The sequence below is a fragment of the Dictyoglomus sp. LHC4 genome, from assembly GCF_055181355.1.
Genome location: NZ_CM143707.1, coordinates 614,020 through 639,017, shown reverse-complemented (window position 1 = coordinate 639,017; position 24,998 = coordinate 614,020). Strand labels below are relative to the sequence as shown.

Genomic DNA, 24,998 nt, shown 5'->3' with positions numbered 1-24,998 from the left:
TAATAATAGGAACAAGGATATGTAACAGTGGATCTTGTTTCTATATGTATAAGAAAATTATCTTTAAGTTTTATAATACATACTATATGGCGATTATTCTCACATTTTCTATAGGATCAACTACATAACTTAGAGATTTTTTATCCAAAGCTAATGCTCATTTATATCCGACTTGTAATAAAGTAAAAGTAAAAACCATATTGCTAATTCTTCTATTATCCTTTGTTTATCTAACATAAACTTATCCCTTTTTAAATTTTTTCACTTTTAAATATAAGGGGGAATACATTAAACAGGGTAAATACTCTTAAAAAATTATTGGAGTGGAATAGTTCACAGATTTATTAAAGGGGAGATTATCTAATTCCCAAAATTCCTGCTGTAAACTTTAGCCCTTTATTTATTAAGGCCCAAATTTTTTTTGCTTCCTCTATCTTCCACTTATTTCCTAAATAAAGATATAATATCACAACGATACCAATAGCAGAAAATAAACTAAAAGCAAAATATATTTGTTTTGATGGCAAAACACCATTTAAAAATCTATAAATAAAGAAGGCAAGCATACCTATAAGAAATCCAGAAATCATAAATCGCATAATATCTCTTTTGGTCTCTCTTGAAATAACCTCTCCTACTTTTAACCTAAAGGATCTGTAAAGCAGTATAGAAGAAATAAAAGCTGCTAAAGATGTAGCAAGAGCAAGGCCTTTATGGGCAAGGAGTTTAATAAATATAGTGTTTAATACTATATTTGAGAGGAGAGCTAAAATAGAATTCATAGTAGGTGTTCTTGTATCGTGAAGGGCATAAAATCCTCTCACCATAATTAAATTGACACTCATAAATACCAATCCTATGGAATAAAAAGTTAATGATTCTGAAGTCCTTTGGGTAGCAAGAGCATCAAAAGCTCCTCTCTGAAAAGCAAGCTTAACTATAGGGGTTGAAAGAAATATGAGTCCAAAAGTAGCTGGAATAATAAAGAATAATAATGCTCTTATGCTTTTTTCTATAGATAGTTTAAACTTTTCCAAATTATCATCTTGAGCACTAAATGCAAGATCAGTATAAATGGCTGTAGCAAGGGCATTCGCGAACAAATTCAAAGGAAGCTGATAAATCCTACTTGCGTAATTTAAAGCGGATATGCTTCCCTCAGGCAGATAAGATCCAAAAATTCTATCCACTGCCATATTTAAGATTCCTACACTTTGTCCTAAGAATATAGGTCCTATAAGAATAAGTGCTTTTTTGAGTCCTTCATATTTCAGATTAAACTCCCATCTTAAACTTACACCAATCCCTTTAAGAGCTGGAATAAGAAGAATATATTGAATAAATACATTAACAAGGTAACCCCACGGAAGTATGTAAGCCCCAAATGTACCATGGAATAAAAATATAGATACGATGAAAACACCACTTCCAAGAACTCCTGCAAGATTTGGGATGAAAAAACTTTTTTGCGAATTATAAAGCCCAGTAATTAAACCATACGTACCCCAAAATATGATAGAAGGAAGCATAATATAGGTAAAACTTAAAGTAAGACTTCTTGTTTCTTGATTAAATCCAGGAGCCAATATCTCTACTATTAAAGGCGCTAAAAGATAAGAAAAAATTGTTGCTCCAACAAGTATTATCAATATATCAGTAAGGAGAATAGAAGTAAACCTTTCCGCTTCTTCCTTTCCTTTCTTTTCTCTCCATTCAGCATAAAGAGGAATAAATACTGATGATAATGCTCCTGAAATAAGTCCCGCAAGAACTCCTGGTATAGCTTGTGCCACTATAAAACTATCAGTAAACTTCTTTGCTCCAAAGAAGGCAGCAATCATCATTTCCCTTAAAAAGCCTATTACCCTACTAATAGTTGCAAGAATTGTAATCAGGATTGCTGCCTGAGTGACGTTTTGTCTAAATATTAAATTTTTAAACTTTTTCTTTAAACCACCATCCATAAACAGATGTAATTATACATCAAAAATAGAGATTATAAAAAGATCACGATTAATAATTTTTAATATTTCTTAAATATTTCTTTGATATAATTATTCGTGAAAAAATTAACAATTAGGGAGGCGATAGCTTGAAAAATATATCTAAACTAATCTTCACATTAACCACTCTTCTCTTTATTTTTTCGACAAATACCTTTTCTCAAATTCAAGAGATAAATGTTTTAATACCTTTTGGACCATCTATAATTCCCTTTGCTTCTTTAATGTCAAGCAATGATCAAGTAGACATAAAGTTTAACTTTGTTATTTGGAGAACAATTGATGAACTGGCAATAAAAGTTAAAAATGGGAATTTTGATGTATTGATTTCTCCTTTTGTAACCCTTGTAAATCTTCAAAATAAAGGAATTATTAAAGCAAGACTTTTAGCCACATTTAACTGGGCTTCTTTTTATCTTGTCACTAATAAAAATAAGAAAGATTTTGTAGGAGAAAATATATACATCGCTCAAAAAGGATCAACCCAAGATATTATATTTTCTATTTATCTACAGGAAAAGAATTTAAAAGACAAAGTCCATATCTACTATTCTACACCTCAAGAAATAACTACACTTTTTATAGCTAAAAAGATAAATTATACCCTACTTCCAGAACCCTATGTTTCCATGTGCCTTTCTGAAGGAGGATCTATAATCCTTGATATCCAAAGAGTATATAGGGATTTTAATAAAGCCTATCTTCCTATAACATCTATAGGTATTAATGAAAAAATAAGGAAAGATTTAGTAATTAAAATAGATAGAATTTTTAGGGATAATTTCAAGAAACTTCATGATAATCCAGATCCTTTTATAGAAAAAGCATCCAGTATATTAAAGATAGATAAAAATATAATAAACTTATCCTTTAAGAGACTTTCCTTCAGATATCAAGGAAACTCAGCTAAAAAAGACTTATTAACATTTTTAAACTTTATTTTGGAAAAATCACCTCAAGTAATAGATAATAAATTGCCTAATGAAGAATTCCTTAAGATTTAAGATAACATTTTGGATTATATTTTTTATATTTTGGTACCTTATGGGATTAAGGGTAAATTCCCCTGCCATATTCCCTTATCCCCATAAGGTAATCTTAAAGACTTTTTCTTTACTTAGGGACACAGAATTTTTATATCACCTCAGTTTAACTATTATTAGATCATTAGTAGGCCTTTTTTTAGCCTTCTTTATAGGATTTATATTAGGAAACATAAAAAATGAAAAATTCTATGTGGGAATAAGAAATATAATAGATATTTTTCAGAGTAATCCTTTAATTATATGGATTACCTTAGCCTTACTATGGTTTGGTTTTGGTAGCAGAACTGTCATTTTTACTACCTTTATTATGCTATTTCCTAATCTTTATCTTTCCGTCTATTATGCTATTAAAAATGTCCCTACTGAATATATAGAGCTTTTCAAAATATATCCCATCTCTAAAAAGGATTATATTAACAAATTCCTAATTCCTTATATTAAACCACTTATACTTCCAGTATTAGCAAATTCAACCATTTCATCCTTCAAAATATCAGCCATGTCTGAATTTTTTGCTACTAATAATGGAATAGGCTTTCTCTTAAGCTATGCAAGAACTTTTCTCAATACTGAATATATCTATGCCATATCCATATATCTCTTTATTATAAGTAAACTCTTAGAATACATATTTAGGAAAATGAATATCTTAAAGGAGGATCTCAAATTGTGACTGCAATTAATATTATAAACCTGAAAAAAAGTTTTGATGACAAAAAAGTATTAAATGGAATATTTTTGAAAGTAGAAGAAGGAGAAAAAATTGTAATAAAAGGTCCAAATGGCTGTGGTAAAACTACTCTTCTTAAAATTATTGCAGGCCTAATAAAGCCTGATGAAGGTATTGTAGAAATAGGGCTAGGCATTAAAATATCCTTTATGTTTCAAAATCCTATCTTTCTGCCCTGGTTAAATATGGAAGAGAATCTTAATTTAACTTGTAAAGATTCAGTAAAATTAAAAGAACTTATAGATTATTTTAACTTGAAAAATTACCTGAATCTGTTTCCTCACCAGCTTAGTGGGGGTTATCTGCAGATATTTTCTTTTGTAAGGACTTTTACTATTCCCCATAATTTATTACTCCTTGATGAACCTTTCAAATCTCTGGATATAAATCTGAAAGAAAAAGCTAAAGCCTTTCTTAAATATCATTTAGATAATAAAAAAACGACCCTCCTGATGGTTAGCCACCAGGAGGATAGAGAAGATAAAGAGATCACAGATAAAATATTTAATCTTTTTTGATTTTTTGCTCTTTAACTTCTAACATGTGCTTTAAAGATAAAAGTCCAGAGGTTATATCCTCATTTCTCACAATTACATCCTCAGGTACCTTTATAAAAGTAGGTGCAAAATTCCAGATAGCCTTTATTCCATTCTCTACCAAAATATTGGCTACCTCTTGAGCAGATTCCTTAGGTACACATATTACACCTATCTCTACATCAAACTTTTTTATGACTCTTTCTAAATAATCTATAGGAAGAACTACTAAATCTCCAATTCTCTTTCCAATTTTATTGGGATCATTATCAAAGATACCAACAATCTCAATATTATAGTTAGCAAATCCGGGATAATTTGTAATAGCAGTGCCCAAATTTCCCGCTCCAACGATTATAACCTTAGTTGATTTTCCAATACCAAATAACCGATTTAATTCCTCCAGTAGATCCTTTACATTATAACCTACCTTAGGCTTCCCTTTGTACTCAAGATATGACAAATCTTTTCTTACTTGCTCTGGAAGAATACCAAGTCTTTCTCCTATCTCTTCAGAAGAAATATATTCTTTTTTCTCCTCAGAAAGAAGTCTATGATATAATTTAAGCCTCTCTAAAGTAGCTTTTGGAAACATTATGAATTCTTTATTCTCCTTTAACATGCTTTTTTAACATCTCCTTTACCTTATCAGTATTAGCCTCACTAATAAGTATATCATTTATCATAACATTGGGGGATTTGTCACAATTTTCTGTACAGAAAGTACCCACAACTTCAATATTTTTAGTCCAATCTTCTTTTCTTACCATTTCTATAAGATCAGAAAGAATTTTATAAGATCCTTTCATATAACAAGAAGTTCCAAGACAAACCCTAACCTTTATCTTTTCTTCGTCAGGTAAAGGAAGAGGTAAAATTTCGATATCTTCTTCAGGTACCCTTCGTTTAGGCGAATAAGTGGTATGCAATAAATGATGAGTTTCATGGCTTAAAGGGTGCTTTAAGTATTTATTATACAGATCCATAAGGTATGGATTTTCCTGAGGAGTTTTTATTGGATTTATACTTACCATATCCTTTAGAATCTTAGCTCTATTTTTTCTTAATGTAGTATCATTAGGATAAGGTTGTCCACCTCCACCTATACATCCATAACCACAAGCCATAACCTCTATAATATCTACTTGTAAAATTCCATCCCTTATATCTTTCATAACCTTTTTAGCATTACCTAAATTAAACACTGTCATAGCCTTTACTTTCTTACCATCTCCAAGAGTTATATTGAAAAGTCTTATCCCCTTTTCTATTTCTTCCTCTTTGAATTTCTTAATCTTAACCTTATCATTTATTACAGAGAGTACAGTACCTAATACTCCTCCTGTTTTGCCAAAATCAAGTCCTCCTTGAGAATATAAATTAAAGGGCTTATCAAAGGCTTCAGGATTAAGATCCAATAATTTTATACCACTTGCTTTTATCATCTGTACAAGTTCCTTAGTTGTTAAAACTACATCAACTATTCCATTATGTTCCGGTCTTTCTGCTTCATACTTCTTAGCCGTACATGGCATGATGGATACAAAAAATATATCCTCTTTGGGTACCCCGATATCCTTGGAGTATATCTCTTTTATAACAGTACCCAGGGCTTGTTGTGGGGATTTAACTGTTGATAAGTTATCTATATAGGCTGGAAAAAACTCTTCCACATATTTTACCCATGCAGGACAGCAAGATGTAAGCTGAGGAAGTCTTTCTCCCTTCTCTAATCTATCTAAGAATTCGTGTGCCTCTTCATAGGCTACGAGATCAGCTCCAAAAGGTACTTCAAAAACCTTTACGAAACCTAACATCTTTAAAAATGAACTTACCCTTCCTGCTACAAAGAGATCTTTTTCCATTCCAAATTCTTCCTGAATAGCTGTCCTAACAGCAGGTGCTATCATACCAATTACAACTTTATTCTTCTTTAATGCATTATAAACCTTATCTATATCGTTCCTAACATAAAGAGCCCCTGTAGGACAATATGCAACACATTGACCACAATAAACACATTCAACATCTGCCAAACTATGTTCAAAGGCTGGTGTAACTTTTGATGCAAAACCCCTTCCCGCAATATCTATGGCTGCAACCCCTTGAAGTTCTTCACAAACTCTAACACAGTCTCCACAAAGTATACATTTTGTATTATCCCTTACCACAGGAGAGAGCTTATCTACACCGCCATCTTTTCTTATATTATCAAACCTTATTTCTCTTATACCAAAGGCTTCTGCATATTCTTGAAGTTTACAACTTCCATTTCTTTCACATGTGGTACAATCTCTATTGTGGGATGCCAAAAGAAGTTCTAATATACCTTTTCTTATCTCATATATTTCGGGAGTATTAGTTCTTATTATCATTCCTTCTTCTGGCTTTAAGTTACAAGATGTAACAATATTCTTCCCATTTACCTCCACTAAGCAAAGTCTGCAGGCTCCATAAATAGATACTTCTGATAAATAACATAGATTAGGTATCTCAATTCCCACCTTCCTTAGAGCTTCAAGAAGGTTTCTCTCGTTATCTCCTATTATTACTTCCCTTCCATCCACATATATCTTCATAATTATCTGCCTCCTTATCTGATCTCTATAGCTTTAAATTTACATTTTTCAAAACAAAGTCCACACTTTACACATTTATCTTGATCAATTGTATAAGGCCTTCCTCTCTCTCCAGAAATAGCCCCCTGAGGACAAGATCTAGCACAAAGCCCGCAACCCTTACATAGTTCCAGATTAATAACATATTTCTTAAGGGCAGTACACATTCCACTAGGACATATTCCTTCAATATGAGAAACATATTCATTTCTAAATAATCTTAAAGTACTTAGGATTGGGTTTGGAGCAGTTTGTCCAAGCCCACATGCAGAGGCTGTCTTTATAAGATTGGCAAGAAATTCTAAATTTTCCAAATCTTGCCATGTTCCCTTTCCTTGGGTAAACCTTTCAAGTATTCTATATGATTGCATCAATCCCTCTCTACATGGAATACATTTTCCACAAGATTCTCTCTTTGTAAAATCAAGGAAAAATCTTGCTACTTCTACCATACATGTCTTTTTAGAAAGTACTACAATACCACCAGAACCTACCATAGCACCAGCAGATTTTAAAGAGTCATAATCTAAAGGAAGGTCTAAATAAGCATCTGATAGGCAAGCTCCAGATGGCCCTCCTATTTGTACTGCCTTAAACTCTTCACCCTCAGATAATCCTCCACATATATCAAAAAGAATCTGTCTTAATGTAGTGCCAAATTCCACCTCAATAATACCAGTAAGTTTCACAGGTCCAGTTACAGAGAACATTTTAGTTCCAGGAGAATCAGGTACTCCTCTTTTTCTATAATTTTCTACTCCGTCTCTTATAATCTTTGGAACATTGGCGTAAGTTTCTACATTGTTAATAAGAGTAGGATATCCCCAAAGCCCAGCTTGAGCAGGATATGGAGGCCTTGGTCTTGGCACTCCTCTTTTTCCTTCAATAGAAGCTAATAGAGCCGTTTCTTCTCCACATACAAAAGCTCCAGCCCCTTCTTTTATCTCTATATCAAAAGAAAAACCTGTACCAAGAATATTCTGTCCAATTAATCCCAATTTTTTAGCATCCTCTATTGCCTTTCTAAACATAGAAACTGCTACTGGATATTCAGCCCTAATATAAGCATAACCTTTTTGAGACCCTATAGTGTATGCTGCAATAAGCATTCCTTCTAATACCGCATGAGGATCTCTTTCAAGTAGAGTTCTATTCATGAATGCACCCGGATCTCCCTCATCTCCATTACACACCACAAATTTTTTATCTCCCTTACTATTTTTTGTTATTTCCCATTTAACTCCAGTAGGAAAACCTGCTCCTCCTCTTCCACGAAGACCAGAATCCTTAATCATCTGCACTACTTTATCTGGACTTTCTTCTTTTAATACTTTTAAGAAAGATAGATATCCTCCTCTACCCATATAGTCATTTATGTTATCACATTCACACTTTCCTATTTCTTCCATAATATAGAAGGATTGAGCCTTGAAAAATTTTGCATCCTCAAGACTAAATACCTTTTCAGAAGTAGCAGGATCAGTAAAAAGAAGTCTTTCAACTGGCCTGCCCTTTAATGTAGTTTCCTCAAATATTTCTTTTACATCTTCTATTTTTACCTTTGAATAGAAATATCCATAAGGCATTACAATTACCCAAGGTCCATCAGAACATCTCCCACAACATCCTGTTCTTTTAACATAAGATTCATCTTCCTCCAATTTTTGGAGTTTGGCATTAATATTGTTCTTTTCAAAAAGCTCTTTTAATGCAGAAAAAATTTTTAAAGCTCCTTTTGCTGCACAACCTGTACCTACACATACAAATACATTGAGACTTTCTAATCTTTCCTTTCTTTCTATTTTTTGCTGTTCAATATAATTTAGAGCCTCATCAATTGTCCTAAGCATTTTCCCTCTCCCTTTCTTTCAAATTTCTTATTATCTCTTTAACCTTTTCATGAGTAAGATTTCCGAAAACTTCTTCATTAATAACCATAGCAGGAGCAAGAGCACACGCTCCTAAGCATCCTACCTGATCAAGACTAAACAAAAGATCTTCTGTAACATCTCCAGGCCCAATACCTATCTCTTGCTTTATTGCTTCTATCAAGGATGTGGAACCTGCCATATGACATGCTGTACCATCACACACCAAGATGGTATATTTACCTTTTGGTTTTAATGAGAACTGGGAATAAAAAGTAGCAACACCATATATTTTTGCAGTTGGTATATCAAGGGCTACACCAATATAATTGACTACATCTTCTGGTATATATCTATATTCTTTTTGTACATCCAAAAGAATTTTTATAAGATTGTCTTTGCGATACTCATGCTTTTTAAGGATCTCCTCTACTTTTGCAAAATTTCTTTTTAGTTTCATAAAAACCCTCCTAATTAGTAGTATTCAATACTTACAATCTTTCCTTTACTTTGCAAAATTTCTGCTATATCTTGAACAACTCTAACTTTTAATGATAAGTCATAACTAAATAAAGGATTTTGATAAGCAGGATTTATAGCTCCTCCCACTAAAAAATATATGCTATCAGCCTTTTCCAATAAATCTATAATTAAACTGGCACCATAGCCCAAATCTCTAATTTGTCCCGATAGATATCTAAAAACTTGCGTTAAAGTAATAATGCCCTCTGTAACAAGATCAACTCCTTCCATATAACCTATAGGAGGAGAATTCTCAGATATAGTTTTTAAATCCAGTCTCACCTCCTTACCATTAATTTTGCTAACCACTTGAGCAGTAGTACCCCCACATATAATCTTCTTTCCTTGTAAGCTTAAAAATCTTTCTACTACTTCTTTATCACGATTAGGATTAGATGGAGGACCTACCATGATATTTACTTTATTGAATACTCTAAAATGTAAGGCTGCCGCTAAAGCATCATCTCCCTTGATTCCCCTATCTAATCTCTTTGCTTTATCTATAAGGTGATAAACTATCTCTCTAGAAGACAACCTATAATGCATCAGATTTAAGATTTCTCGCTTTATATTATCAATTCCAAAACCCAAAGGATATAATTTAGTACCTAATCCAGCCTGAGAAATGCCATCTGTCATAATAAATAGGACATCTCCCTCTTGCGGATTAAGAGTACTTTCAAATATTTCTCTTCCTTCTATCAAAACATTCTTTTTAGAAAGCTCAAAAAAAATACCATTTCTAACAAAAAGTACTACAGGGAATTCATATTCAGCTATATAGAGTTGATTAGTATCAGCTCTATATAATACACTGCAAAAATTGGCATAGCTTATTCCTCTCACTTTACATTTTGGAAGTGTTGCTAAAATACTTCTCACAACATCATCCAATCCCATATCATTAAAAAGCATAGTTGTTGCCATCGATGCAGTTAATGTGGAAAGAATACTTGCTTTTATTCCACTACCGAGACCATCAGAAACAGTAACAGCAACCCTATCTTCACCTTTTTTTATCTTTATAGTGTCTCCACAAACCTCTTCTCCCTCTTTATTTTTAAAGACATAAGAAATATCACAGGTCAGCATTTTCTTTTTTCAAAAACTCCTTAAATTTAGCAAAATAACTTTTAGTCTCTGCTATAGATTCACCAAGAAGACTAGCAATTTCTTGAGCAAGAAGCATTTGTCTATTAATTACTTCTTCGATCTTCTCCATACTTTCCTTTTTAAGAAGGTTTAATTCTTCTTCCTTTTCTTTTTCTCCTGTAATATCAATAAGTAAAGATACCTTTCCTGATTGATCAGGAAGAATAAAAGTTTTTATAAAGAAAACATATCTCTTATCGTCAATTAATATTTCTAATGGATTTTTACCCGATTCGATCTCCTCAAGGATGTAATCTAAAAGGGGTGATTTATCCTCAAAGAATTTCTCCCCGAAGGGATTTAGATAAAGTAAATTGTTATCTTTATATATAATTACAATACTCGGAAAATTTTCTATAATAGCATTACTTACAGAGCTTACTTTATCTAAAAGATAGGTAATACACATCTCCTTTTCTGCTTTCCCCAAAATAACCGCTATAGCCTTATCTCTACATCTAGCATATCCACAAGCCCCACAATTGAGTTCCTTCTTAGGATTATCCTTCCCCATCTCCCTTAAAACTGCCTTTATCTTTTCCTCAGGAATATCTATAACTTTCTTTTGGGGTTCAAATCTCTTTCTTATATTTAGGTCTATATTTTCCCAATTAATTACTTCTCCTTCTAAACTTTTCATCCTTTCAGTATAAGATATGATCCTTCTTCTCTTTTCCAAAAGAGTTAGATCTTTCCTAATAGCAGGTCCATTAATACACCCACCAAAACAAGCTGATGCCTCCACAAAAAATCCTTCTCCATAATTATTAATGTTCTCAAAAAGCCTAATAATGTTATCTACTCCCTCAACCACTAAATGATTTTCCCAATTACTTTCAAGAGTTGAATTAATACCTCCACTTATCGGATATATTCGGGCTCTTTCAGGGAATGGAGCATTAGGAAAAGATTCTTCAAAAGAATCTATATCAATATTATTTTTCTTAATAAAAATATCTAATTCTTCAAAGGTTAGCATAAGATCCACATAATTTTCCCCATCTTTCTTTTTTGCTATACAAGGCCCTAAATATATTACAGGAAAATCACCAAAATACTTTTTCATATATAGAGCATGTGCATTCATGGGAGATAAAAAGGGTAAAAGATAAGGTATAACCTCAGGATAATATTTCTCTGCTAATTCATATACCACAGGACAGGCTGTACTTATAGAAGTTTTACCTTTCCTTAAATTGACATATTTTTTATAGTGAAAGGAAACTATATCCGCACCTAAGGAAGTCTCTTGTATATATGTTGCTCCTAATTTTCTTAAAAAGGTAATAACTTTAAAAGGTTGATCAAAATGGGCAAAGAATGATGGAGCTATGGATATAAGAAAAGATTTATCAATATATTTTTCTAAATCTTCTATATCAGTTCTATAGATTCTGGCATGTTGTGGACATATTTCAATACATGTACCACAGTATACACAATCATCATCTATAACTGATGATTTACCTTTATTAAACCTTATGGCTTTTACGGGACAATTCCTGAGGCATTTATAACAATATTGACAATTGATCTCTTGTGTTAAGATAAGCTTATCCATATTCTACTCCTTTATTGTTCATTTTTTAACGTTATTTTTTTCACAATATATTTTATTAACCTCAAAAATCTATGTCAAATTAAAAAAATATTAAGAGTTTTTAATTGTTATTAGTTACACTTTAAATTTTCTAAATAACACAACTAATCAATAACTTGATAAGAGAGGAGAAAAGTATTATACTATGTACAAATTAAAAGGTTAAGGGAAAAGGGAGGTGTTAAAGAAAAGAGAAAATTTTTATTTTTTTAAATTCTTTTGTAACCTTTTACATTTTTTAAAAAGGGGGTTTATACTATGAAAAAGTTTTATGCACTACTATTAATCTTAGCTTTTACTTTGTTTGTTACTGGATGTGCAGGTGCCCCAACAACATCAAAAGAGACTGAGCAAGCAGTTACTGAAGTAAAGACTCCAGAAGGTACAGCAAAAGTCGTAAATGTAACTAAATTAGGCATCTTTGATGAACCTATCATGTTTTCTGCACCATCTAATTGGTATATTGTGGTACAAGGAACAGCAGAAGTAGAAGAATATGGTGCCAAAAATGGAGTATTTTATGTAAAGATCAAGAATCCCGGCGATGCTTTCTGGCATATACAATTTGGAACTCATGTACCACTCTCTGCTAACAAGAAGTATAAAATTACTTTTGAAGCAAAGGCTGATAATCCAAGAGATTTACAGATAAGAGCCATTCAAGATCAAACATGGGAAATAGTAGAACAAAAAGTTTTTGACCTTACCACTGAGATGCAAAAGTTTGAATGGGAATTTACCCCCAAAAAAGATGCCCACATAATAGTTTTTGATATGGGCAAAATAAGTGAAAAAAGTATTGCAACTACAATTTATCTTGATAACGTAGAATTAGAAGAAAATTAAAAGTAAAAGGGTGAGGGAAATAAATTCCCTCACCCTTTTATCTCTTTAATATTTCATCTATCTTTTTTAATTCATCTTCAGAAAAATCTAAATTCTTTATACTATTAACATTTTCTTCTATCTGAGACGGTTTACTTGCACCTATGATAACAGAAGCCACCACCTTTTTTCTTAACACCCACGCTAAGGCAAGTTGAGCAACACTTTGTCCTCTTTCTTTGGCTATCTCTGAAAGTTTTTTAACCTTTTCAATCCTTTCAGGAGTAATATCACTTTCTTTTAAAAACACACCTGATTTTTTAACCCTCGAGTCATCAGGAATACCCCATAAGTATTTTTCAGTAAGAAGTCCTTGTGCCAATGGAGAAAAGATAGTAGCCCCTATTCCCAGGTCTTCCATTACAGGAAACAATTTTTCCTCTGGATATCTAAAGAACATGTTATACAAAATCTGATTCACAATTATCTTTACTCCCATTTTGGAAAGGATTTCATAAGCTAATTTTGTTTCTTCAGGTCCATAATTTGATATGCCTACATAAAGAGCTTTGCCCTGTCTCACAATTTGATAAAGAGCTTCCATAGTCTCTTCTATAGGTGTCTCTGGATCTGGTCTGTGATGATAAAAAATGTCTACATAATCTAAATTCATTCTTTTTAAACTTTGATCAAGGCTTGCTATAAGATATTTTTTACTTCCCCAGTCTCCATATGGTCCATCCCACATCTTATATCCAGCCTTTGTGGAAATTACAACTTCATCTCTATAACCTTTTAGATCAATTTTTAAAATTCTTCCAAAATTTTCTTCTGCAGATCCAGGAGGTGGCCCATAGTTATTAGCAAGATCAAAATGTGTAACGCCAAGATCAAAAGCCTTCTTTACCATCTCTCTCATATTTTCAAAAGAATCATTATAACCAAAATTATGCCAGAAACCTAGAGATATCACAGGTAATTTTAAACCACTCTTTCCGCACCTTCTATAAATCATGTTCACATATCTACTTGGATTTGCTAAGTAAATCATAAAAATACCTCCATTAAAATTATTCTTTTATCGCCACACTTACATTATCAAAGAGAACTGATGGAAAAACTCCCATGCTGTATACATACGCCCTGTTTTCTATACCTACCACATTTTTCATAACCTCATAAACATTTCCAGCTACCATAGAATCTTTCACATGTCCTACAACCTCTCCATTTTCTACATATAATCCAGGAGAAAGTCCGATAGAGAAATCTCCATTAGGGATATTACCACTATGGGCACCTAAAGCTCCTGCCACTATAATACCTTTATCTATTAATTTTATAAGATCGTAGAAGTTTTTATCTCCTGTTTGCACATAGAGATGCTCTAAAGAAGGAAAAGGTCTTACTCTTATACTTTCTTGTCCCCAGTCTCCTGCTCTATAACCATGTCCTGTAGAATTTGTATTCATCTTTCTAGCATAATAAAGATCATAATAGAAGTTTCTTAGAATCCCATTTTCAACAATAGGCAATACTCTACATTCAACTCCCTCATCATCAAAGCTTCTTGCATTTGGTAAACGGTCATTTAAAGGATCATCATATATTGTTATTGAATTATCAAAGATTTGCTCTCCAATTTTTCCTAATAAAGGCGTAGTTTTTTCATATACATTTTTACCATTAGTAGCAAAAATTAGTCTCCATATTAGTACATACATGGTGCTTGGCAAAAATAATACTTTCATTTTTCCACCCTTGGGTTTTACCTCTTTTTTAGAACTATTGTATAAAAAGGCAATATAATCAATGTCTTCTTGAGAAAATTCTCTAAATTTTTTATCTACAACTAACCTAACTATAGCAGAGTAGGAGCCTGGATACACAGCTCCTGCATGACAATAATATACAGAAGCCTTAACAGAATAATCTACTCCTTTACTATTTAATATCCTTAAATTTGTAACTGCTTTATGAAGACCTATATTTATCTGAGTACCAGTTTTATGAGCTAATATCTCAGAAATTCTTTTTCCTTCTTCCACCATCTGAGTATTTGTAAGGTTTTCTATCTCTGGATCATAAGTATTCAAACTTTTAATACCTTTTCTTTCTGGAAAATGAAACTCTACTTTTACATCTCCCTTTAAAGAGTGGATTGCATTTTGTATAAGGAATTCTGGATCTACAAGATTTTTTGTATAAGAAAAACCCAATTTTCCATCTTTTATAATTCTAAGAGATATTCCTGATTGTATACTACTTTCTATATCCTTTAAACTACCATTTTCAAAAGATATATTTGAAACAGAATAATCTATATAATATATCTCCACCTCATCTGTATATTTTTTAGTCATATCCATCAATCTATCTAACATTCTATACACCTCCTATGACAACATTATTAACAAGAATATGGGGACCACCATGACAAGACCTTATATTTAGCTGGCCTTTTCCACATCCTCCAACTTCTCCAAGCTCAAAATCATTACCAACTCCCACAATGTCTTTTAAGGTTTGATATAGATTACCTGAAATATTAATATCTCTTATCATCTTCCCTATCTTTCCATTTTTTACTTCAAAGCCATATTGAGCTCCAAAAGTAAAGTTTTCTCCAGAAGTTTGCCCACCTTTTGCATCCAGAATATAAAGGCCATCTCCTAACTTTTCCAGTAGTTCTTCAAAGGTCATATCCTTAGGCTCTATAAATATATTTCCCATCCTTACTATAGGAGCATATCTATAATCTTCTGCCACACAATGTCCTGTTACAGGCTCCCCAAATTCAGCAGAAGTCCTTCTTGAATGAAGTCTTCCTGAAAGAACACCATCTTTCAAGAGATAAGTCCTCCTTGTTCTTACTCCCTCATCATCATATTTATAAAAACCTAATTGTCCTGGCATGGTAGGATCATCAATTATGGTTAAGATATCATTTCCAAGCTTAGCCCCAATTCTCATTTTTTCTCTCATAGATGGGTTATCCTCTATAAGATCTGCTTCTGAAAAATGCCCAAAAGCTTCGTGAGTAAAAACGCCTGCCATATCAGGATTAAGAATCACATTGTATACACCTGCTTTTACTGGCTCTGCCTTTAAAAGATCAAGTACAATCTTTGTCTTCTTCTCAAAAATATCTTCCCTATTTCTTAGCTTATGAAAACCTGTACTTCCACCTATTCCTACCCTTACATTCTGTACAAGAGATCCCTCAAAACTTATCAAGGAACCTCTTATTTCACATGTTATAAGATCTTCCCTTATTTCTGTTCCTTCAGAACTAACAAAATATTTCTCCCTTATTACTTCCCAATAATGAAGATTCGTAGTTATATTATCAAACCTCAAAGGAATTTCGTTATAGTGCTTTAAAAGTTCCAATTTTTCATCTATAGATATCTTTCTTGGATCTTCGTTAAGAGGTGGAATAAAAATATCTTTAACTACTTCGACCTCTGCCAATTTAACCTTCTTTGAATTCTTTGAAATTAAGATAGCATTCTCCAAGGCAATCTTTAAAGCTTTTTCAGCATCTTCTAACTTTGTAAAAGCAATAGAAGAAAATCCTCCATCTTTTAATACTCTTATTACATACCCATCACCAGAATTTTCTCCAAGTTGATATATCTCCCTCTTATTCATAACAATCTTTGTTTCCCACATCTTCTCATATCTTATATCCACATAATCCGCTGGAACCTTTGAAATAATACCCCTTAGTACATTAAACATTCCCTTTTTCCCTCCTTTTTCACTTTTTATACCTTATAAGTATATACCATATTTCAAAAAAGTATCCTAAATCAAATTCATTTTTAATCATATTTAGCTCAATCAAACCACATTCCTTTGAATTTTACTAAAATCTCTTCATGGACTAAATCGGGCATTAACCTTGTATATTAAATTAAAAATAGGATGTAGAATTTTACCTATCCTATTTTCTAAACTAAGATATAGTAGGCTATTTTTTGAGTTTAAATTAGAATGAAGAGAAATCTATGCTATATCCATATTATCTACTTTTCAATTTTATGAAAAGAGGAACCCTTTGTGGGATAACAAAAGGATAAAAATATATTTAACTCATCTCTCCAATTTTAACAGCATCTTTACTACAAAATGTGATATAGGTCACAGAAAATTATATTTAAAGTAACTTATAATTATTATAAGTTAGAAATAAAGAGAGAGGAGGCTAAAATATGAAAGCTAAATTACTGTTTATTCTTCTTTTACTCTATCTTGTAATATTCTCTCAATCATGGGGACAAAATAAAGGCCCTCAACCTAATTTTACTAAAATACCTTCATGGGTAAAACCTGGAGTTACCCTTGTTTATCAAGTAAATATGGGTTCTGGTACCAGAATGGGTGATGATTTTTCTGGTGCTGCATCTCAAGGATACTATATCTATGTAGTCACAAATATTGATAAGTCAGATGTATATGGTATAAGCTTTATCATTACTCAAAGCATATCTTCTGGACATCCATCTTTCGATTTATCAATAGAACGTCTTAATGGAAAGATTTTTATTGATCCCCAAGAGGCACAAGATTCTGTCCAAAAAGCCAAAATAGCAGGACTTCCTCCTGGTCTGAACTACGAATTTGGACCCTATGGAAATAATCTATACTATTTTCTTATAGAGGCTTCTGATTATCAATCTATGGAAAGAATTATGTCAATTCTTGATAACAAAGGAGCAGTACAAAAAATATCTATATTAGAAAAGCAAGGATTAAGCTCATCTACAGCAGTAGAACTTCAATTAGTAGGAGCATATAATATTAACATTCCTCAAATTACAAGTCCTCCACAAGCTGTTAAATTATCCCCTACTTATCAATTATATTCATCAGTAAGTTTATTCCAAGGTTATCAAGGTATGAGTGCTCCTTTTGGGATGGGTAGATATGCAGTGTCATCCTCTTCAGGCACTTTATTCTTAATTGATATCTTAATCCAAGCTCAACAACAGATAAGAACTCAAGCAATAGGAAATTACTACTTAGGACCATATTATATAAACCCTCAACTTCTCAGACAAAATTCAATTATTAGCATACCTCAAATCGGATTTTCTTGGGATATAGTAGGAAGGGGACAATATGGTGGAGTCTTAACTCAATTTAATTTTGGAGGATATCCCATTGCCCAAGGCGAATATGATCCTAACACGGGACTTTTGCTAAGTGCTACCAGACCTCTTGGAGAGGGACTTTATATGAGTGCGTTTTTAGTAAGTAAATAAAATATATTAGAAAAGAGAATAAAGGAAAATAACTAAGAAAAATTGGTGTTAAGGAGTAGTGTAAAAAGTTATCCTCCTTTGTAAAAAGATATAGAAGAAAAGATATGTAATTTAAAGTTTAGAAGATATAAAGAAACTCCTTAACACCCAAAGTAGTTCTTTTAATAGAAATTAAACTTAATAATATCTATACAGACTTCTTAATATAAAGATATTAAAGGAGAGAAAGTAATAAATAATTTATCCTTTGGATGAATTGTTGAAAGAGGATTTTTAGCAGGGATAAACATAATGTTAGACATTGGTAATCACATTTTAGCTTCCCAATACAGAATATACCATGATACCTATGAAGATGTTTAAAAGAGATGTTTTCTATAGGAAGCTTTAGAAACATTCTTGCCCATGAATATATAAAAATTGACCCAAAGAAAGTCTTTCAAAATTATAAAAAATTCCTTAGAAATAATTCCAAAAATTTCTAAAGAGATTCTTAGATTGATTTAAATAAAATAAGCTATTCACCTTATTATAAAAAATCCTTTTAATTTGGCTTTTTTAGATTTTACGTCTAAGATAACCTGAATAATCAGGTACTAATCTTTTGTATTCTCTATCCATAAGAGGGGATGAAATCAAAAAATCAGCTGTAGATCTATTTGATGCTATAGGAATATTCCATACCACAGCTATTCGTAAAAGAGCTTTAACATCAGGATCATGTGGTAGAGGTTCTAAAGGATCCCAAAAAAATATGAGAAAATCTATCTCTCCTTCTGCAATCTTTGATCCTATTTGCTGATCTCCTCCTAACGGTCCACTAAAAAATCTAGTTATTTTTAACCCCAATTCCTTTTCTAAAATTTCACCTGTTGTTCCCGTTGCATATAGTATGTGTTTGGATAATGTAACTTGATTAAATCTTGCCCACTCTAATAGCTCTTGTTTCTTATTATCATGGGCAATAAGTGCAATCCTTTTTTGAATACCTATAGGAATCTCTTTATAATTCACATTAGATCACCCCACATATTATAAGTTTTGAAATTAATTATAACTCAAAATGCATTTTCATAAAATAAAAAAAATACGAACTAATCACTTTTTGGGCTTTTACTGTATTATTCCCCCTATACAATAAATATTGTCTTATTGATAAGGGAGAGAATAAACTTAGAAAAAAACAATTAATATAAGCCTTCTAAGAGCTTTTCTGTAATTGGACTAAGAAGTTTTACAATAAAAATTATGAGCCTTGCTAAAATAGGAGGTAAAATAGTTAAAATAATAACTGCCATAATAAAAAAACAATTAATTGAATAAGAAATAATATTGGACGCTTTCTTAAACTCATTGGACCAAAGATAGTTTTAAAAATGTCAATTACTTTTCCCATATTAACATCCTCCCTTATTAATTATAAACTAAAAGAATCATCAACACTTAACGGGAAAGATGATGCTATAATACCTACTCCAGAAATACCTATATAAACGATATTTCTTAATTTAATTGGTTTATATTCTTTTCCATTTAAAGAAATTATTACTTCTCTTTTTCAATATTGATTATGTATATATTACCTCTACTCATATGACCTTCAAATTTGTCATCTTTCAAAAATATATACATTATCTTTGCTATAAAAAATACCTTTTCGCTATTTTTCAAAAATTTTTTTCAATTTCTCAAAAAAGCTCAAATTAAGTTATGTTATAATATCTCCAAATCTTGTTTTTTATCTATAAGGGTAGTGAAAGAAATAGGATAACGAAGAAAAAAGTCCTAATTGTAGTAGATATAACCTCTAAATATGTCTCTTTCTCTAAACCCTTTCTTAATCTTTCCCTTGAATGTGAAAAATTAACATCACCTTGTAAATATTATCTGCTTACCCTTAAACATATATGGAATGGAAACTATCAAAAAGCTCTTTCCACAGTAGAAAAAGGATTAATCCCTTGCTAGAATAATAAAACTATTTATTTCCTCCTTCTATCTCAAAAACTTCTCCTTTTAAAAAGAATAAAAAAGGATAAAGAGTCAGATAACTTGTTTTTAAATCTTAAAAGAGATTTTCCCCAAATCCCTAAATACGCAAGAAAAATCACTGCTACAACTCTTCTTAACTACTGTGCTTCATATATTCCTTACTCTAAGTTCTCTAAATTCCGTATCTTTGGAAAAATATATGAAGAGGTATAATCAATTCCCTAAATGATTCTTCATGGTGTCTTAAAGATCTACATCCTAAAATTTCTCTACATCTTTCCAATAAACTTGCCTATTTTCTTGGATTTTACCGAGAAGATCTCCACAGGTTTTTATATGCCATTGATACAATCTTTAAAGTAAACCTCTGAGATTCTTATATCTTTAGAAAGGTCTTTAAATAAACTACATCTATATAAAGATAATATTGAGAGGACTAAAAATTTTAAATTCTTTTATAATAATCCATCTTACAATAAATCTAAACTTTTTAATATAGCTCTTTTACAAGACTTGCTTAAAAATAAATCAGAAAGAATAAAAAGCTCAACTATAAGAACATTTCTTAAAAATACTTATAAACTCCAAAAAATTCCTTCTTATCTCTCTTTCTTTTCATTTGATAAAAGGAAAGAAAGAAATTTCAAAAAATAATCGCAGGATAAATTAAAATTAATATATTTCGTCGTTAATTTATTTCACTTTAACTATTTCCCCTTCTCAATATAAACCACCTTATCAATTATTTTCCAAAGTATCACCCTATGGGATAGGATATTGTATTAAATCCACCTTTAAAACTTTCTTTTACCTACCATAAGAAAAAGACACATTTTTTAATTCTATTTACTATTCTTTCTCTTTTTTTCGATTCTAATATCTCTGATACTTTTTAAGAGAAACAAATTCGTAATAACATATGAATATACAAAATACTGGCTTTTGATTAAATAAATTTTTCTGCAGAAATAACTACAAAGCTTCCCTCCCCAAAACCCTCCTTTGGTTTTTCCACTTCTTTAATATCCTCCAAAGGCCTGAATAGAGTTTGATAAAAAGTAAAATTCTTGAATTTATATTTCTTTAACAAATCTACAATTTCCTCTACGGAGTAGAAATTAGCATGTTTATAAAATCTATGTCCCTCTTCCTTTTCTTTTTGGTAGATTTTTCCAAGATAGCTATTCTTATCAATAATTCCTATAATTATCTTTCCACCATCTTTGAGAACTCTTCTTGCTTCCTTTATCACCTCATGAGAATTCTCTACAAAACAGATAGTAATAATAATAGCCACATAATCAAATTCCTCATCAGAAAAGGGTAAATCCTCCCCCCTCCCCACAAAAGCCTTTATTCCCCTCTCTTTTGCAATACTTAGCATATTTTCAGATGGGTCTATCCCATATTCTATACCCAAGATTTCTGCAAATCTTCCTGTTCCAACTCCTATTTCAAGCCCTTTCTTACCTTTTGGAATAACTTTTTTTAAAGCTTCTACCTCTGAGAGATAGACCTACTTATTATCTTCCTAACATTGATCATACTCTTTGAAAAACTCATTAAATATATCCATATAATTTCTATTTAGATAAAAATATTTTATTTATCGCTTCTTGAGCTGCCATAACCACATGATATACAGTAGGAGCACAAGTTAAATATGGATGAGTAGCCATCTGTAATGTTTCAAGTTCTGATGCTGTCATTCTTTGCTGAATAGCAACACCTATCAGATTAATTAGCTCAGCAAAAGATGTTCCACCTGCCACTTGCCCACCTAAAAGGACACCAGAGTGTTTTGAGAAGATAAGCTTAACTCTTGTTTTATTAACACCGGGAAGTGTTCCTGGATGCTTATCGATACCATCTACGGAACCTACTACTACCTCAAATCCTTCTCTTTTGGCACTACTCTCAGTAAGTCCAGCAGAAGCTAATACTAAGCCATCTATATAAGTTGAGTAAACAGCAATAGTACCCTTATTTTCCCTTATCAGTTTAATCTGGTATAAATTTGCTCCTGCTATTCTTGCTTCTGCAGTAGCAGTTGAAGCAAGCATTACAGGTGTATTTCTACGGGTATAGAAGTCTCTTTTTAAAGCACAATCACCTATGGCAAATATATCAGGATCTGAAGTTCTCATATATTCATCTACCCAGATAGCTCCATTATTTATTGTCTCTAAGCCCATAGCCCTTGCTAATGAAGAATTTGGTACTGCACCTATTCCAAGAATTACAACATCTGCATCAATCTCTCTTCCATCTTCAAGTTTTACCTTTCTTACTTTGTCATCACCAAGAAATTCCACTACCTTAGCATTAGTAAGAACATTTACCCCCTTGGACTTTAATTTCTCCTCAGCTAATATTGAAAACTCCTCATCAAAGGATTGGGCTAAAAGATGGTGGAGTAATTCAACTAAATATACATTAATCCCTTCTAACTTAGATATCTCATCAGCTATTTCTACGCCTATAAATCCACCACCAACTATAACTACATTTTTTGCCTTTCTTACCTCTTCTACTACTACTTTTAGATGGTCTAAATCTTTATAAATAGGAAATATATTTTTCTTCTCAATACCAGGAATTTTAGGAGTGATAGGAAGTGAACCCGTAGCAAGAACTAATTTTTCATAATAATATTTATCACCATTTTTTGTCTCCATATATTTCCCTTCTCTATCAGCCTTTACTACCTCATCTACAATTACTTCTATTCCAGCATTTTCAAGAGATGCAAATCCCATTTTATTATCTTCTGGGTTCTTTAAACTATAAAACATGTAAGGAATACCACATGGAACTACACTGTTCTTAACATTTTTTATAACTTTAATCTGCTTGTCAGGATAATATTTTTTAGCAGTTGAGGCACATACCATACCTGCAGGACCACCCCCAACTATTAATATATCTGTTCTTTTTTCCATAACTCTAACCTCCATCATATATGATATTATTGAAAAAATTTTACCATAAATATAATTTATAAATAAATTAATTTTGTAATAAAAACTATATCTAATATATCAAACATTATGTTAAAATAAAATTCAAGATGAAAATCTTTAAAAATATATAAAAAGGAGCTTGATCATGCTTTTATCAATAGTTGGCAAAATATTTCCTGTATTAATTTTATTTACCATTGGACAATATTTTAAAAGAAGTGGATACTTAAGTCCTGCTACTTTAAGAGAAATCAAAAAACTGGTTGTTAACCTATTTTTACCCTCTCTAATTTTTCTCTCTTTTTCCCAAACAAATGTAGAATATAAGCATCTTTTAATTGCTTTTACCATATTCGTTACATGTGGAGTTCTCCTTTTTATAGGATACGTACTTAAAAAGGCTCTAAAAGTAGATTCAAAGTATTATCCTCTATTATTCACAGGATTTGAAGCAGGAATGCTTGGTTATTCAATATTTACATTATTTTATGGCCCAGAAAATGTATTTAAATTTGCCCTTATAGACTTGGGACAGGTTACCTTTGTATTTTTTGTTATGGTTGGTATACTTACAAGCTTTAAAGATATACAAAAACAAAGTTTTAAGAACATGTTCTCTTCTTTTATAAAAACACCTGTAATAATTGCTATCTTTTTAGGAATTATCTTTCAAAAAACAGGATTGATAAATACTTTTCAAGAAAATATATTTTTATCTTCATTTTTAGAAACTTTAAGACTTTTATCCAATATTACAGTACCTATGATTGCTTTAGTAATAGGATACGAATTAGGATTCAAAAAGAAAAATCTTCCTCTTGCTATCTCTACAGTCATATTAAGGCATACCATACTTTTGATCTTAGCATTTATCCTTAATGAAATGCTTATAATAAGAATCCTTCACTTAGATAAAATTTTCCAATCTGCCTTATTTACCATGTTTATATTACCAGCTCCTTTTATAATTCCATTATATATGAGAGATGAGGACAAAGAAGATGCAGAATTTATAGCAGGTGTTTTAGCTCTTAATACAATTACCACAATAATCTTGTTTGTATTTGTTAACTACCTTCTAACATGATTTCAAGATCTTTAATAAACTTTTCAATTTCTCCTTTCTCATCGTTTATAAATTTTTCAATTAACTCCCATCTAAGATCAAGATATTGATGTGCTAATATATTTCTCAGCCTTGTGATCTCTGAAAGAGGAACAAAATTTATATTTTTAAAAAACTCTATTTCTTTTAGAGAAAGAATTATCTCTCTGTAGGTATCTGGAAGGGTAATGTTAAATTCAGAAAGAATTATTTTAGTTATATCTATTAATGCATTGGCAATATTTTCTATAATTCTCTCTATTATCCTTTGTATATTTCTATCATTTTTATATTCTTCATAAGTTATATTCTCATATCTTTTGAGATCTCGCAATTCCATTTTAATAAAATCTATTCTCTTAATTATTTTAATCTTATTTATATCTCTCATTTTCTCTTCTCATTTTGTATAGATCTAAAATAAATTCCTTTAAGTCTATAGCTTCAGATGATAACTCTAACATATAATCAACATAAAAATCATAATCCTTTATTATTATCTTTTCTCCTCTTATAGCCTCAAAGGCAACAAGAGGTTTTGCAATATTTAATACAATAAGGTCTATATCTTTTTTTAATAAATCCTCAAGTTCATCCCATATTTTTTCTACTTCTTTTATGTCATATTCCTTTAGATAAATAGCAATATCTATATCAGAATGTCTATGAAGCTTTTCCTTGGATAAAGACCCAAAAAGAAAAGCCATAATTACATTCTCTTTTTTATTAAAATAATCTTTTAGTTTTTGTAAAATTTCTTCTTTCATA

21 protein-coding genes and 1 pseudogene are annotated in these 24,998 nt (G+C 31.3%); 7 read left to right on the top strand and 15 right to left on the bottom strand.

The features are described 5' to 3' along the window. Window positions 1–356: 356 nt before the first annotated feature. A complete protein-coding gene (murJ, locus tag ACY3JO_RS03130) occupies window positions 357–1,964 on the bottom strand; it encodes a murein biosynthesis integral membrane protein MurJ (RefSeq protein ID WP_463085368.1) in 1,608 nt (535 codons plus the stop codon). Window positions 1,965–2,092: 128 nt separating this feature from the next. Here murJ and ACY3JO_RS03125 point away from each other — a divergent pair, with 128 nt between their 5' ends. Genes ACY3JO_RS03125 through ACY3JO_RS03115 form a run of 3 tightly spaced genes read left to right on the top strand, consistent with a single transcriptional unit; the run spans window position 2,093 to window position 4,297 of the window. Next, on the top strand, window positions 2,093–3,007 hold the full coding sequence (locus ACY3JO_RS03125; protein ID WP_463085367.1) for an ABC transporter substrate-binding protein: 915 nt from the start codon (window positions 2,093–2,095) through the stop codon (window positions 3,005–3,007). A 40-nt stretch (window positions 3,008–3,047) separates the two neighbouring features. After that, entirely contained in the window at window positions 3,048–3,722 is a 675-nt protein-coding gene (locus ACY3JO_RS03120) for an ABC transporter permease (protein WP_463085366.1), read from the top strand. Continuing rightward, window positions 3,719–4,297 carry an ATP-binding cassette domain-containing protein gene (locus tag ACY3JO_RS03115; RefSeq protein ID WP_463085365.1) on the top strand — a complete coding sequence of 193 codons (579 nt, stop codon included), beginning with the start codon at window positions 3,719–3,721 and terminating at the stop codon, window positions 4,295–4,297. Before ACY3JO_RS03120 ends, ACY3JO_RS03115 begins: the two co-directional genes overlap by 4 nt. On the opposite strand, the gene ACY3JO_RS03110 is transcribed toward ACY3JO_RS03115, so the two are convergent. From ACY3JO_RS03110 to ACY3JO_RS03085, 6 genes are read right to left on the bottom strand one after another with little or no spacing between them, the layout of a single operon-like run. Next, window positions 4,284–4,937, bottom strand: coding sequence for a redox-sensing transcriptional repressor Rex (locus ACY3JO_RS03110; protein ID WP_463085364.1), 654 nt, complete (start codon window positions 4,935–4,937; stop codon window positions 4,284–4,286). The genes ACY3JO_RS03115 and ACY3JO_RS03110 overlap by 14 nt on opposite strands. Next, window positions 4,921–6,894 (bottom strand): [Fe-Fe] hydrogenase large subunit C-terminal domain-containing protein, encoded by a 1,974-nt coding sequence (locus tag ACY3JO_RS03105; RefSeq protein ID WP_463085363.1) that lies wholly within the window; start codon window positions 6,892–6,894, stop codon window positions 4,921–4,923. The genes ACY3JO_RS03110 and ACY3JO_RS03105 overlap by 17 nt, the downstream gene beginning before the upstream one ends. 14 nt (window positions 6,895–6,908) lie before the next feature. Further along, entirely contained in the window at window positions 6,909–8,783 is a 1,875-nt protein-coding gene (locus tag ACY3JO_RS03100) for an NADH-ubiquinone oxidoreductase-F iron-sulfur binding region domain-containing protein (protein ID WP_463085362.1), read from the bottom strand. Further along, window positions 8,776–9,261, bottom strand: coding sequence for an NADH-quinone oxidoreductase subunit NuoE (gene nuoE, locus ACY3JO_RS03095; RefSeq protein WP_463085361.1), 486 nt, complete (start codon window positions 9,259–9,261; stop codon window positions 8,776–8,778). Before nuoE ends, ACY3JO_RS03100 begins: the two co-directional genes overlap by 8 nt. A gap of 14 nt (window positions 9,262–9,275) precedes the next feature. Continuing rightward, window positions 9,276–10,415, bottom strand: a complete 1,140-nt coding sequence (locus tag ACY3JO_RS03090) for a SpoIIE family protein phosphatase (protein WP_463085360.1) — start codon at window positions 10,413–10,415, stop codon at window positions 9,276–9,278. Next, window positions 10,402–12,036: a [Fe-Fe] hydrogenase large subunit C-terminal domain-containing protein gene (locus ACY3JO_RS03085; protein WP_463085359.1), complete on the bottom strand. Its 1,635-nt coding sequence runs from the start codon at window positions 12,034–12,036 to the stop codon at window positions 10,402–10,404. The genes ACY3JO_RS03090 and ACY3JO_RS03085 overlap by 14 nt, the downstream gene beginning before the upstream one ends. Window positions 12,037–12,333: 297 nt before the next feature. On the opposite strand from ACY3JO_RS03085, the gene ACY3JO_RS03080 reads away from it, so the two are divergent. Next, window positions 12,334–12,921, top strand: coding sequence for a carbohydrate binding domain-containing protein (locus ACY3JO_RS03080; protein WP_463085358.1), 588 nt, complete (start codon window positions 12,334–12,336; stop codon window positions 12,919–12,921). Between the two features lie 37 nt (window positions 12,922–12,958). Here the strand turns inward: ACY3JO_RS03080 and ACY3JO_RS03075 are convergent, their stop codons facing one another. Genes ACY3JO_RS03075 through ACY3JO_RS03065 form a run of 3 tightly spaced genes read right to left on the bottom strand, consistent with a single transcriptional unit; the run spans window position 12,959 to window position 16,644 of the window. Further along, a complete protein-coding gene (locus ACY3JO_RS03075) occupies window positions 12,959–13,951 on the bottom strand; it encodes an aldo/keto reductase (RefSeq protein WP_463085357.1) in 993 nt (330 codons plus the stop codon). 19 nt (window positions 13,952–13,970) lie between these two features. Further along, the gene (locus ACY3JO_RS03070) at window positions 13,971–15,284 is read right to left on the bottom strand and encodes a TldD/PmbA family protein (RefSeq protein WP_463085356.1); all 1,314 of its coding nucleotides are present in this window, start codon (window positions 15,282–15,284) and stop codon (window positions 13,971–13,973) included. Between the two features lies 1 nt (window position 15,285). After that, window positions 15,286–16,644: a TldD/PmbA family protein gene (locus ACY3JO_RS03065; protein WP_463085355.1), complete on the bottom strand. Its 1,359-nt coding sequence runs from the start codon at window positions 16,642–16,644 to the stop codon at window positions 15,286–15,288. A gap of 473 nt (window positions 16,645–17,117) precedes the next feature. On the opposite strand from ACY3JO_RS03065, the gene ACY3JO_RS03060 reads away from it, so the two are divergent. Next, entirely contained in the window at window positions 17,118–18,170 is a 1,053-nt protein-coding gene (locus ACY3JO_RS03060) for a hypothetical protein (RefSeq protein ID WP_463085354.1), read from the top strand. 368 nt (window positions 18,171–18,538) lie between these two features. After that, window positions 18,539–18,655, top strand: coding sequence for a HepT-like ribonuclease domain-containing protein (locus ACY3JO_RS03055; RefSeq protein ID WP_463085353.1), 117 nt, complete (start codon window positions 18,539–18,541; stop codon window positions 18,653–18,655). 73 nt (window positions 18,656–18,728) lie between these two features. Here the strand turns inward: ACY3JO_RS03055 and ACY3JO_RS03050 are convergent, their stop codons facing one another. The 3 genes and pseudogenes from ACY3JO_RS03050 to ACY3JO_RS03040 form a co-directional block, all read right to left on the bottom strand. Continuing rightward, the gene (locus tag ACY3JO_RS03050; RefSeq protein WP_463085352.1) at window positions 18,729–19,184 is read right to left on the bottom strand and encodes a methylglyoxal synthase; all 456 of its coding nucleotides are present in this window, start codon (window positions 19,182–19,184) and stop codon (window positions 18,729–18,731) included. 1,924 nt (window positions 19,185–21,108) lie between these two features. Continuing rightward, window positions 21,109–21,651 (bottom strand): annotated as a pseudogene (locus tag ACY3JO_RS03045) (class I SAM-dependent methyltransferase); the annotation flags it as partial. A 94-nt stretch (window positions 21,652–21,745) separates the two neighbouring features. Next, window positions 21,746–23,104: an FAD-dependent oxidoreductase gene (locus tag ACY3JO_RS03040; protein WP_463085351.1), complete on the bottom strand. Its 1,359-nt coding sequence runs from the start codon at window positions 23,102–23,104 to the stop codon at window positions 21,746–21,748. Between the two features lie 166 nt (window positions 23,105–23,270). Between ACY3JO_RS03040 and ACY3JO_RS03035 the strand changes: the two genes are divergently transcribed. Then, complete coding sequence (locus ACY3JO_RS03035) at window positions 23,271–24,212, top strand: AEC family transporter (protein ID WP_463085350.1); 942 nt, start codon at window positions 23,271–23,273, stop codon at window positions 24,210–24,212. Here the strand turns inward: ACY3JO_RS03035 and hepT are convergent. Both hepT and mntA read right to left on the bottom strand, forming a co-directional pair. Beyond that, complete coding sequence (hepT, locus tag ACY3JO_RS03030) at window positions 24,193–24,621, bottom strand: type VII toxin-antitoxin system HepT family RNase toxin (RefSeq protein WP_463085349.1); 429 nt, start codon at window positions 24,619–24,621, stop codon at window positions 24,193–24,195. The genes ACY3JO_RS03035 and hepT overlap by 20 nt on opposite strands. Continuing rightward, window positions 24,605–24,997, bottom strand: coding sequence for a type VII toxin-antitoxin system MntA family adenylyltransferase antitoxin (gene mntA / locus ACY3JO_RS03025; RefSeq protein WP_463085348.1), 393 nt, complete (start codon window positions 24,995–24,997; stop codon window positions 24,605–24,607). Before mntA ends, hepT begins: the two co-directional genes overlap by 17 nt. Between the last annotated feature and the right edge of the window lies 1 nt (window position 24,998).